12 protein-coding genes are annotated in these 12246 nt (G+C 44.6%); 10 read left to right on the forward strand and 2 right to left on the reverse strand.

All coding sequences use genetic code 11. The annotated features are described in order from the left end of the window. Positions 1-67 precede the first annotated feature (67 nt). Positions 68-319, reverse strand: coding sequence for a helix-turn-helix domain-containing protein (locus BXY41_RS18730; protein ID WP_104438398.1), 252 nt, complete (start codon positions 317-319; stop codon positions 68-70). Between the two features lie 184 nt (positions 320-503). Between BXY41_RS18730 and BXY41_RS18735 the strand changes: the two genes are divergently transcribed. The 8 genes from BXY41_RS18735 (at position 504) to BXY41_RS18770 (ending at position 8279) form a co-directional block, all read left to right on the forward strand. Continuing rightward, the gene (locus BXY41_RS18735) at positions 504-1364 is read left to right on the forward strand and encodes a metallophosphoesterase (RefSeq protein ID WP_104438399.1); all 861 of its coding nucleotides are present in this window, start codon (positions 504-506) and stop codon (positions 1362-1364) included. A 78-nt stretch (positions 1365-1442) separates the two neighbouring features. Then, a complete protein-coding gene (locus tag BXY41_RS18740) occupies positions 1443-2249 on the forward strand; it encodes a segregation and condensation protein A (protein WP_104438400.1) in 807 nt (268 codons plus the stop codon). Beyond that, the gene (scpB, locus tag BXY41_RS18745; RefSeq protein WP_104438401.1) at positions 2242-2901 is read left to right on the forward strand and encodes an SMC-Scp complex subunit ScpB; all 660 of its coding nucleotides are present in this window, start codon (positions 2242-2244) and stop codon (positions 2899-2901) included. Before BXY41_RS18740 ends, scpB begins: the two co-directional genes overlap by 8 nt. After that, the gene (locus BXY41_RS18750; protein WP_104438402.1) at positions 2901-3338 is read left to right on the forward strand and encodes a dUTP diphosphatase; all 438 of its coding nucleotides are present in this window, start codon (positions 2901-2903) and stop codon (positions 3336-3338) included. The genes scpB and BXY41_RS18750 overlap by 1 nt, the downstream gene beginning before the upstream one ends. Before the next feature lie 34 nt (positions 3339-3372). After that, positions 3373-4149 carry a tetratricopeptide repeat protein gene (locus BXY41_RS18755; RefSeq protein WP_104438543.1) on the forward strand — a complete coding sequence of 259 codons (777 nt, stop codon included), beginning with the start codon at positions 3373-3375 and terminating at the stop codon, positions 4147-4149. 12 nt (positions 4150-4161) lie between these two features. Beyond that, positions 4162-5433: a GTPase HflX gene (hflX, locus tag BXY41_RS18760; RefSeq protein WP_104438403.1), complete on the forward strand. Its 1272-nt coding sequence runs from the start codon at positions 4162-4164 to the stop codon at positions 5431-5433. A 129-nt stretch (positions 5434-5562) separates the two neighbouring features. Continuing rightward, complete coding sequence (locus BXY41_RS18765) at positions 5563-7929, forward strand: ribonucleoside triphosphate reductase (protein WP_104438404.1); 2367 nt, start codon at positions 5563-5565, stop codon at positions 7927-7929. 80 nt (positions 7930-8009) lie between these two features. Next, the gene (locus BXY41_RS18770) at positions 8010-8279 is read left to right on the forward strand and encodes a hypothetical protein (RefSeq protein ID WP_104438405.1); all 270 of its coding nucleotides are present in this window, start codon (positions 8010-8012) and stop codon (positions 8277-8279) included. An 80-nt stretch (positions 8280-8359) separates the two neighbouring features. Here the strand turns inward: BXY41_RS18770 and BXY41_RS18775 are convergent, their stop codons facing one another. Further along, positions 8360-8788, reverse strand: coding sequence for an RrF2 family transcriptional regulator (locus tag BXY41_RS18775; protein WP_104438406.1), 429 nt, complete (start codon positions 8786-8788; stop codon positions 8360-8362). A 180-nt stretch (positions 8789-8968) separates the two neighbouring features. Between BXY41_RS18775 and BXY41_RS18780 the strand changes: the two genes are divergently transcribed. Together BXY41_RS18780 and BXY41_RS18785 are read left to right on the forward strand one after the other, a co-directional pair. After that, a complete protein-coding gene (locus BXY41_RS18780; protein ID WP_104438544.1) occupies positions 8969-10336 on the forward strand; it encodes an MATE family efflux transporter in 1368 nt (455 codons plus the stop codon). Further along, positions 10333-12243 (forward strand): NAD(+) synthase, encoded by a 1911-nt coding sequence (locus BXY41_RS18785; protein WP_104438407.1) that lies wholly within the window; start codon positions 10333-10335, stop codon positions 12241-12243. The genes BXY41_RS18780 and BXY41_RS18785 overlap by 4 nt, the downstream gene beginning before the upstream one ends. The last annotated feature ends 3 nt before the right edge of the window (positions 12244-12246 follow it).

Consider the following 12246-nt stretch of genomic DNA (forward strand, 5'->3'; position numbering starts at 1 on the left):
AACATAATATAGAAAAAAGAGCCTTGCGGCTCTTTTTCTATGCCAAATCCTCTGAAGGAAAAGCCTGTTATTTATTTTCCTCAGGGTCAGTATTACAGGTCACACTTGTTGCCTCGCAAATATCGGCCCGATATTCCATAATTTCATCTACGCCGCAGTCTAAAATTCTGCACAGCATATCAATCGTATGAGTAGATACGAAATTGTTTTTCTTAAGCCGTCCGATTTGTCCGGCACTGACCTTGCAATATTTGATCAGATGATACTGGCTGACGTTTTTCTTTTTCATGGTTTCCCACAGTCTGTCATAAACAATCATGGTTAGTCACCTCACACTCTTATTAAACCGTGATTATCCAGTATTGCATATTATCCATAATTGGTTTCCATTATACAAAAGGGGAAGGGAAAAGAGAAAGCCTTTTACTTGACGGGGACAGGTTCTTCATTGTATGATGGAGGGACAGCAAAAGAAGGAATGAGAGAAGATGAGGTATAAACAGATGTGGTTTGCTGCCGGAGTTTTTTGTGCTGCTGCAGGCGCAGTATCCTTACTGCGGTCTGAATACGAAAGAGAACAGCTTTCCGTAGAGAGAACTGTTATTAAAAGCAGTAAGATCGGAAAAAACTTGAGGCTGGTATTCCTTTCGGATCTTCACAGTCATTGCTTTGGAGAAGACAATAAAAGACTTCTTAAGGCGATTGACCATGTGAATCCGGATGTGGTGCTTGTCGGCGGTGATATGATGGTTGTAAAGAAGACAGCAGATACCGGGGTCAGTTTAAAACTGATGGAAAAGCTGACAAATCGTTACCCGGTTTTTTATGGAAACGGGAATCACGAAAACCGGATGGACCGGGAACGGCTGGTTTATGGTGATCAGTATGATACGTATGAAAACAGCTTAAAACAGCTTGGAGTGATCGTGTTAAGAGACCGGACGGAATTATACCGGAAGGATATTGCCATTACCGGTGTGGATTTAAAAGAAGGCTGTTATAAGGATTTCATACCTGATCGCCTTCTTCCCGAAGAACTGGAACAGAAAGCAGGGAAGGCAGGAGAAGAGCGGTTTCAGATACTATTGTCCCATTCCCCCCTTTATTTTAACACTTATCGGGACTGGGGCGCTGATTTAACCCTTTCCGGTCATTTTCACGGAGGAACCATACGCCTTCCGTTTCTGGGAGGAGTGATGACTCCCCAGTACCAGTTTTTTAATCCCTACTGTGGAGGGACGTTTCAAAAAGATGAAAAATATATGATAGTAAGCAGAGGCCTTGGAACCCACTCCATTAATATCCGGCTGAACAACAAACCTCAGCTGGTAGTTGTGGATTTAAAACCCAAATCCTCAAATTGAACCTTCCATATATTTACAGATCGGTCTCAATTTGGTATACTGCTTTTTGGTATGTTTTAATCTGCTTTGGAGGAATATATGGGAATCTCTTATAAACTGGATAATTTTGAAGGACCGCTTGATCTGCTTCTTCACTTGATTGATAAAAATAAAGTGAATATCTATGACATTCCCATTGTGATAATTACGGAACAGTATTTAGATTACATGAATCATATGGAGACCGAGGATTTAAATATTGTCAGTGAATTTTTAGTCATGGCGGCAACTCTCATTGACATTAAGGCACGTATGCTTCTTCCAAAAGAGGTCAATGAAGAAGGGGAGGAAGAAGATCCAAGGGCAGAACTTGTTGCCCGCCTTCTGGAGTACAAATATTTTAAATATATGGCATCGGAATTAAAAGACCGGGAAGTAGGGGCAGACCGCCTGTTTTTTAAGACTCCTACCGTGCCTGCCGAGGTGGCGAAATATGAGCCGCCTGTAGATTTGGACAAGCTCCTTGACGGGCTTACTCTGGCAAAGCTGCAGGAAATATTCCGTGCGGTGACAAAACGGACAGAAGACAGGGTGGATCCCATCAGAAGCCGGTTTGGCAATATCCGTAAGGAAGCGGTAAGCCTGGAAGATAAAATAAAATCAGTGATGGATTTTGCCAGGCGGAACCGGAAGTTTTCCTTTCGCAGGATGCTTGAGGGACAGCCTGACAAGATAGAAGTAGTTGTCACTTTTTTAGCGCTTCTGGAACTCATGAAGATCGGCAAGATCACCCTGACCCAGGAGCATTTATTTGATGATATGATGATTGAAACCCTGGAGCCGGAAGGCGAGGAAGGGGAACTGGATTTTTCGGATCTGGGAGAGGAAGAAAAAGTTAATGGATAAAGAAACTCTGACAGCAGACAGGTCAGCAAAGAGCGCGAAAGAAGAAAAGAAATGGGAAGCGGTCATTGAGGCAGTTCTTTTTACCATGGGGAATTCGGTGGAACTTAGCAGGCTGGCTGCAGCCATCGACCAGGATGAGGATACTGCCAGGGAAGCAGTTCTTCGCCTGATGAAACGGTATGAGACAGGGAAAAAGGGAATGCAGATCATTGCACTGGAAAACAGCTATCAGATGTGTACCCGCTCGGAATACTATGAGAACTTAATCCGTGTTGCCTGTGCTCCGAAAAAGCAGGTATTATCGGAGGTGGTTCTGGAGACACTTTCCATCATTGCATACAAACAGCCTGTTACAAAGCTTGAGATCGAGAAGATCCGTGGAGTAAAATCCGATCATGCGGTAAACAAACTGGTAGAATATAATCTGGTGTACGAGGTCGGGAGGCTGGATGCACCGGGACGCCCGGCACTTTTTGCAACAACAGAAGAATTTTTAAGAAGATTTGGCATTGGCTCCACTCAGAATTTACCCGCTGCAGATCCTTTGGTAACAGCGGAGATTCGTATGGAAGTGGAAGAAGAACTTTCCGGAAGCGGTTTATTGCTTACGGAGGAAGAAAACAACGAAGACAGGCATCAGGAGGACATATAGTGACAGCAAATATTAAAATTAAATATTTTACAGACGAAATAGAAAGACTGAGATACATAGATGGCAAATCCGACTGGATTGATTTACGGGCGGCGAAGGAAGTGGAGTTAAAAGCAGGTGAATTTAAACTGATCCCTCTGGGCATTGCCATGGAACTTCCTGCCGGTTATGAAGCCCATGTGGTTCCTAGAAGCAGTACCTTTAAAAATTACGGCATTATTCAGACCAACAGCATGGGAATTATTGATGAGACTTACTGCGGGGACAATGACCAGTGGTTTTTCCCTGCGTATGCACTTCGGGATACCGTGATCCGTGTCAATGACCGGATCTGCCAGTTTCGCATTATGGAGCATCAGCCAGCCATCTGTTTTGAGGCTGTTGACTCGTTAGATCATGAAGACAGAGGCGGACACGGCAGCACTGGATTACAATAACATTTATATTTTTGTTAAAGTTGGAGATATTAAAATGAAAAGAAAAACCGGATATGGAACACTTTTAATTGTTCTGACCCTGATTCTTACCATGTCAGCGGGCTGCGGCAAAAAAGAGAATCGGTACACTTACCGGGATGATGGAATTAAGGCGCTGGGTGAAGGAAATTACAAAGACGCCATACAGTCATTTGACCAGGCAATTGATACAAAAAAAGGCCTGGTAGGAAAATTTGATATGGATGTATTAAAATACAGGGCAGAAGCGGAGTATTTATCCGGTGATTATCAGGCAGCTGTAGGAACCTATGACATCCTGATCAAGGTAGATGGGGAAAAACCAGAGTATTATAATATGCGGAGTGCTTCAAAAGCTGGTGCAGGAGATGATGACGGAGCGATCGCTGATTATAACCGGAGCAATGAACTTGATCCGGATGGCAAAGCCCCGGGAAGAATGAATGCTCTTATGGCAGCAGGTGCAGCCATGGAAAAAGCAGGATCAGCATCGGATGCCATGACTCTCTATGAAAGTGCAGCAGCTGGAGGAGAGGCGGGGCCCATGATCTACAACCGAATGGGTTTATGCAAGATGGCACAAAAAGACTGGGATGGAGCCCTGGAATCGTTCCAGAAAGGGCTGTCGGCACCTGATGCGAATCAGGTACCGGAGCTGTTATTTAACATTGCCGTAGTTTATGAACGAAGGGGAGAGTTTAAAAAAGCACTGGATACCATGGAACAGTATGTTTCAACACATGGACCGGATGAAGAAGCACAACGGGAAATTACATTTTTGGAATCTAGATAGTTTGGAGAGGGAATGGCAGAACTGATCGAGTTAAAAGAGATAGAAGAAAAGGTTATTTTAACAGCAGTGAGTACAGGAGACGGCACAGATGTGAGTGCCTCCTTAGATGAGCTGGAAGAGCTGGTTAAAACAGCAGGGGCTGTTACTGTGGATAAGGTCATTCAGAACAGGGAACGGATTCATCCGGGAACTTATCTTGGAAAAGGTAAAATTGATGAGATCCGGGAAAGAGTCTTCGAACTTGGAGCAACGGGAGTGGTGTGTGACGATGAACTTTCCCCTGCCCAGATGCGCAATTTAGAGGATGCCCTGCAGATTAAGGTAATGGACCGGACCATGGTGATTCTTGATATATTTGCAGCAAGAGCTACCACAAGAGAAGGAAAGATACAGGTGGAGCTTGCCCAGTTAAAGTACCGTTCTGCAAGACTGGTGGGACTAAGAAGTTCCTTATCAAGGCTGGGCGGAGGAATTGGTACCAGAGGACCGGGTGAGAAGAAGCTTGAGATAGACCGAAGACTGATTCATGACCGGATCAGTGTTTTAAAGTCTGATTTAGAAGATGTTAAGCGTCACAGAGAGGTGGCCAGGCAGCAGAGAGATAAAAATCATATGCCTGTAGCTGCGATTGTGGGTTATACCAATGCGGGAAAATCCACATTGTTAAACCGCCTGACTGACGCCGGAATCCTGGCGGAGGACAAGCTGTTTGCCACGCTGGATCCAACCACAAGGAATTTAAGCCTGCCAGGCGGTCAGCAGATTCTATTGACCGATACGGTAGGATTTATAAGAAAACTGCCTCATCATCTGATTGAAGCGTTTAAAAGTACTCTGGAAGAAGCCAAATACAGTGATATTATTCTCCATGTGGTGGACTGTTCCAACCCACAGATGGAGATCCAGATGCATGTGGTTTATGAGACGTTACGGGAGTTAGGAGTTACAGACAAGGTAATGGTTACGGTATTTAATAAGATTGATGCCGCCCAGCCGGATACTACGCTTAAAGATTTCTCTTCGGATTTCCAGGTGCGGATTTCCGCACGTACAGGGGAAGGGATCGACGAACTGGAAAACCTGTTGGAATCCATTCTTAGAAGCAGAAGGATTTATCTGGAAAAAGTTTATTCTTACAAAGATGCAGGAAAGATTCAGCAGATCCGTAAATACGGTCAGCTCTTAAAAGAAGAATACTTAGATGATGGAATACTGGTCAACGCTTATGTGCCCGCAGAATTATTTGCTGGTCTGGCAGAAAACCGGGAATTTATTGACGAATGACAAAAACACAATATCTAGATTTTTGGACAAAAACAAAATCTAGATATTGTGTTTTCTTTTTCGTTCTGCTATAATACACCTGTATGCTAAAAAAGTCGTGGCGGTTTTTGTGAAAGGAGTAAAGGTTTAATGATCCAGGTAGTGAAAAGAGATGGGGAAGAAGCTGAATTTAGCTTGGGGAAGATCACGGAAGCCATTAAAAAAGCGTTTAAGGCAACCGGAAAGGAGTACAATAACGAGATTTTAGAGCTTCTGTCTCTGCGTGTAACGGCAGATTTTCAGGAGAAAATGAATGAAGGTATGATTACAGTGGAACAGATCCAGGACAGTGTGGAACATGTGCTGGAACATGCAGGATATACAGATGTGGCAAAAGCCTACATATTATATAGAAAACAACGGGAAAAAATACGGAATATGAAGAACACCATTCTGGATTATAAAGATGTGGTGAACAGCTACGTAAAAGTTGAGGACTGGCGTGTAAAAGAGAACTCAACCGTTACTTACTCTGTAGGAGGACTGATCTTAAGCAACTCCGGTGCAGTGACCGCTAATTACTGGCTGTCAGAGATCTATGATCATGAGATAGCAGAAGCCCACAGGAATGCAGACATCCATATCCATGATTTATCCATGTTAACTGGTTACTGTGCAGGCTGGTCGTTAAAACAGCTGCTTTTGGAGGGCCTGGGAGGGATTTCCGGAAAAATCACTTCATCTCCTGCAAAGCATTTATCTGTACTCTGCAACCAGATGGTTAACTTTCTTGGAATCATGCAGAATGAATGGGCAGGTGCTCAGGCATTCTCATCCTTTGATACCTATCTGGCTCCCTTTGTAAAGAGTGACCAGTTATCCTATCCGGAAGTAAAAAAGTGCATCGAGTCCTTTATTTATGGTGTGAATACCCCAAGCCGCTGGGGCACCCAGGCACCATTTTCCAATATCACTCTGGACTGGACCGTTCCTTCTGATATGGCTGAACTAAATGCCATTGTGGGCGGAAAAGAGATGGCTTTTAAATATAAAGACTGTAAAAAAGAGATGGATATGGTTAACAAGGCATTTATAGAAACCATGATTGAGGGGGATGCCAACGGAAGAGGTTTTCAATACCCGATTCCCACTTATTCCATCACCAGGGATTTTGACTGGAGTGACACTGAGAACAACCGCCTGTTGTTTGAGATGACATCCAAATACGGAACACCTTATTTTTCCAATTACATCAACAGTGATATGGAGCCAAGCGATGTAAGAAGTATGTGCTGCCGCCTCAGACTGGATCTGAGAGAATTAAGAAGAAAGACCGGAGGTTTCTTCGGATCAGGAGAGAGTACAGGTTCTGTTGGCGTAGTTACCATTAATATGCCAAGGATCGCATATCTGGCAAAAGACGAAGCAGACTTTTACAAACGTCTTAACCGCATGATGGATGTGTCAGCAAGATCCTTAAAGACCAAGAGAGAGGTAATTACAAAGCTTCTGGATCAGGGACTGTATCCTTATACCAAGCGCTATCTGGGAAGCTTTGAGAATCATTTTTCCACCATCGGGCTGATTGGTATGAATGAGGTTGGTCTGAATGCAAAATGGCTGGGAAAGGACCTGACCGATACAAAGACACAGCAGTTTACAAAAACTGTTTTAAATCATATGCGGGAGCGGCTTTCTGACTACCAGGAGCTGTATGGAGATCTTTATAATCTGGAAGCGACTCCGGCAGAATCCACCACCTATCGTCTTGCCAAACACGACAGAAAGTACTATCCGGATATTAAGACAGCTGGTCATGAAGGGGATACCCCTTACTATACCAACAGCTCCCATCTGCCAGTGGATTACACAGCCGATATTTTTGACGCCCTGGATATTCAGGATGAACTTCAGACGCTTTATACCTCAGGAACTGTATTCCATGCATTCCTGGGCGAAAAGCTTCCTGACTGGGCAGCGGCTGCAAAGCTGGTTAAAACCATTGCAGATCATTATAAGCTGCCATATTACACCCTGTCTCCCACCTATTCTATCTGCGCAGATCATGGATATCTGGCAGGAGAGCATCATGTCTGCCCGGTCTGCGGCAGGAAAGCAGAAGTTTACAGCCGTATCACCGGATATTACCGCCCGGTGCAAAACTGGAATGAGGGAAAGACCCAGGAGTATAAAAACCGTACAACCTATAACATTACCGGTTCTGTTTTGAAAAATGCCACTCAGGAGCAGAAGTCTGAAAAAGGAACAGATAAGAAACCGGAGATGCCTGCGGGTGCATATTTATTTACTACGAAAACCTGTCCCAACTGCAAGCTGGCAAAACAGTTCCTTCAGAATGTGGATTATGAAACAGTAGATGCAGAAGAGAATGCAGAACTGGCTCATAAGCTGGGGATTATGCAGGCGCCCACACTTGTTGTCGTTAAGGATGGCCTGATTCAGAAGATCACCAACGCTTCTGATATCCGTAAATTTGCAGAGAGCATCCCTTGCTGATAAATAGTAGTCACTCAAAAGATTCTGTGTTATAATAATACAGAATCTTTTGGCGTTTCAGACAGAAAGGGGTATCGCAGATGGAATATGAGAATACGTGGGTCCTGTATGGCGATGGGGGAGCAGCAGCCAGAAAAAGTATTGAAGCAGAACATCACTATATCAGCCTGCAGATGCAGACGCATGGAGACGGTGTTTATATACTGGTAATAGAGGCTGGAATCGAAGCGGTGTCCGTAGAACTTAAGTCGGGAACACTAAAAGAAGCTTTACGGGAAGCTGATGAATTTGCAAGAGATTATTTTCGTGACAAGGCCCGTTTATTTGAAGAAATTGCAGACCGGATCTGACAGATAAATTAAAATCCGTTGAATTGCAGAGCTAAGATGCTTCTGTAATCCAACGGATTTTGTTGTTGATCACGGACCAGTCAGTCTTCTATCCCTTCCAGCCGCTTCTGTTCTGTGACAAGATCGGCAAGTGTGATACTGTCCACCACATCAGAGATTGCCTTGTCCAGTTTCTTCCAGACCATCATGCTGGCACACGTATCAGCTTTGCTGCAGGAATTAATCTCTTCTTCCATACAGGATACTGGTACCAGACTGCCTTCCGCAAGCCGCAGGATCATGCCTACGGTGTATTCGGAAGGGTCTTTTGCAAGATAATAGCCTCCCTGGGCGCCCCGGCGGCTTTTCACATATCCGGCACGGCTTAAAATGGTGACAATCTGTTCTAAGTACTTGTCAGATATGTCCTGCCGCTCTGCGACATGGTTGATCTTCGTGCATTCACCGGGACGAAGTGCAAACTCAATCATCATGCGGAGTGCATAACGTCCCTTGGTAGAAAATTTCATCACTGTAAATCCCCCCCCTGATTATTCTTATCTGTTTAGTAGGATATTAAAATATTTTACACGATTGGGATTAAAAAGTAAACCTTAAATTATCCGGCTTCCAAATTGTCGAAAAAGGATGTATACTAATACTCATTGGGAGATTGGAAAAAAGTAGGAGGATTATTTGTGAGTAAAAAAATGCATGCGAACCAGGTGATCATGACAGAAGGTGTAATCTGGAAACAGCTTCTTGCCTTTTCCCTGCCGCTCCTGGTTGGCAATCTGTTTCAGCAGCTCTATAATACGGTGGACTCAGTGGTCGTGGGCAACTTTATCGGCAGTGATGCGCTGGCTGCCGTAGGATCCAGCAATTCACTGATTAATTTAATTATCGGTATGTTTATGGGAATCGGCACTGGAGCAGGAGTTATTATATCCCAGTATTATGGTGCAGAGGAAAAGCAAAAACTGCATTGGGCCGTACATACCACCATGGCATTAAGCATAATAGGGGGCTTTTTACTGATTGCACTTGGAGTACTTTTATCCCCCCTTATCCTGGTTTTAATGGGAACACCGGAATCGGTTATGCCGGGCGCTGTTGCATATCTGCGGATCTTTTTCTGCGGGTCTTTGTTTAATCTGGTATATAATATGGGGTCAGGTGTACTGAGGGCTGTGGGAGACTCCAGAAGGCCTTTGATTTTTCTGTGTATTTCCTCTGTCGTTAATATTGTTCTGGATCTTTTGTTTGTGGTTGTATTTCACATGGGAACTGCAGGCGTTGGTTATGCGACTGTGGCTGCGCAGGGAGTATCCGCTTTTCTTATAGTCAGAGCGCTGGTTCGGACCGATGACAGTTACCGGCTGGAACTGAGTAAAATAAAAATTGACCGGCGTATGATGGCAAGGGTTTTAAAAATAGGAATTCCAAGCGGAATACAGCAGTCAATTATATCCCTCTCCAACGTAATCGTTCAGGCCAATGTCAACAGCTTCGGCGCAGCTGCCATGGCAGGTTATGGATCCTATAGTAAGATTGACGGATTTGCCATGCTGCCGCTTCAAAGTTTTTGCATGGCAGCCACCACATTTACCGGACAGAACATCGGTGCCAAAAAGTCCAGGCGTGTGAAGCAGGGTGTATTTCAGGGTCTTATAATCAGTATGATTTATACCATTTTTATTTCCATCATTCTTTATCTGAATGCAGAGCGTATTTTAAGAGTATTTTCACCGGATCAGGATGTAATCGCATACGGTTATTCCTCCATGCTGATTCTGCTTCCGTTTTACTGGACCATGGCAATACACCAGATCTTAATGGGCAGTATTCGGGGAAGCGGAAGAACTATGGTGACCATGCTGATCGGAGTGGGAAACATGTGTATCCTGCGAATGATCTATATTAATTTTCTGGTACCATTTTTCCCCAGTTTTGAAGCGGTGATGTGGTGTTATCCTATAACATGGCTTACTACCATGGGAATGGACTGTATCTATTCGTGGAAAGCAAAATGGATACCAAAAGGGAAAGAAGAACAGATAGGAGAAAAAAGTCAATGAAACATGGATATATCAGGGTTGCAGCTGCGACTCCGGATGTGAAAGTTGCAGACCCCCAGTTTAACAGAGAAAATATTGTAAGGCTCATCCGGGAGGGAATAGAAAGAAATACAAAAATCATGGTATTCCCTGAACTTTGCCTTACTGCCTATACCTGCGCAGATCTCTTCGGACAGGACGCTCTGCTTACAAAAGCAAAAGAAGAGCTGAAGGTGATTGTGAAAGAGACCGGGGGCAGCGACTTACTTGCTTTTATCGGACTGCCCTGGGAAAGAGACGGAAAGCTTTATAATACCGCTGCTGCAGTGCAAAACGGCAGAGTACTTGGACTGATACCGAAGACCAATCTTCCTAATTATTCTGAGTTTTACGAACTGCGGTATTTTGAGCCAGGAAACAAAAAGCCCGTTCTGGTCTCCTGGGAGGGATATGAAATCCCTATGGGAACGGATCTGCTTTTTGCCTGTAAAGATATCCCCGGCCTGGTAATCGGAACAGAAATCTGTGAAGATGCATGGGTTCCAAATCCGCCCTCCATCCGCCATGCAGTTGCAGGAGCCACTGTGATCGTAAACTGCTCTGCAAGTGATGAAACCACTGGAAAAGATCTTTATCGGAGAAGTCTGATTACCGGACATTCTGCCAGTCTTGTCTGCGGGTATATCTATGCCAATGCAGGAGAAGGAGAATCCACTCAGGATCTTGTATTCGGGGGACAGAATTTAATTGCAGAGAACGGGCTTCTGCTTGCAGAATCAAAACGTTTTGGTAATGAAACCATTTATGCAGATATGGATCTGGAACGGCTCATTCATGAGCGGAGGCGTATGACTACCTTTCCGGCACCTGACAGGGAAAACTATCTGGTGATTCCGTTTACCATGGAACAGGTGGAGCTGGATTTAAAAAGAAGGATTGATCCAAGGCCGTTCGTTCCCGATGGAGAAGCAGAACGGAACCGAAGATGTGAAGAGATTCTGTCTATACAGGCCATGGGCTTAAAAAAGAGACTGGCGCATACAGGCTGCAAGGATGTGGTAATTGGTATATCCGGTGGTCTTGACTCCACGCTTGCTCTTTTGGTGACTGCACGGGCTTTTGATATGCTTGAAATTCCAAGAAACCGCATTCATGCAATCACCATGCCCTGTTTTGGGACCACAGACCGGACCTATCAGAATGCCTGCATACTGACGGAAAAGCTGGAGGCAGAATTGACAGAGGTCAACATCAGGGAAGCAGTATCCATTCATTTCCGTGATATCGGACACGATCCGGGTCAGCATGATGTTACCTATGAAAACTCCCAGGCCAGGGAGCGAACTCAGATCCTGATGGATCTGGCAAACCGGTTTGGAGGGCTTGTCATCGGTACCGGGGACATGTCGGAACTGGCACTTGGCTGGGCCACTTACAATGGAGACCATATGTCCATGTACGGAGTCAATGCATCAGTTCCAAAGACTCTGGTACGCCATCTGGTTCGTTACTATGCCGATACCTGTGAGGAGGAAGCATTAAAAGAAGTGCTTATGGATGTTCTTGATACGCCTGTAAGTCCGGAACTGCTGCCTCCAAAGGATGGAGAAATCGCACAGAAGACAGAAGACCTTGTAGGACCATATGAGCTTCATGATTTCTTCCTCTATCAGATTTTGAGATTCGGCACCCGGCCTTCAAAAGTTTACCGTATGGCCCTTGCTGTTTTTGATAAGCAATACGAACCGGAAGTCATTTTAAAATGGCTGAAGGTATTTTACAAACGATTTTTCAGCCAGCAGTTTAAACGCTCCTGTATGCCCGATGGTCCGAAGGTGGGGTCTGTGGCAGTTTCTCCAAGAGGGGATCTGCGTATGCCAAGTGATGCAGTCAGCCGCCTGTGGCTTTTAGAACTGGAAAATTTATAAAGA

Source organism: Lacrimispora xylanisolvens (genome assembly GCF_002934545.1).
Taxonomy (GTDB): Bacteria; Bacillota; Clostridia; order Lachnospirales; family Lachnospiraceae; genus Lacrimispora; species Lacrimispora xylanisolvens.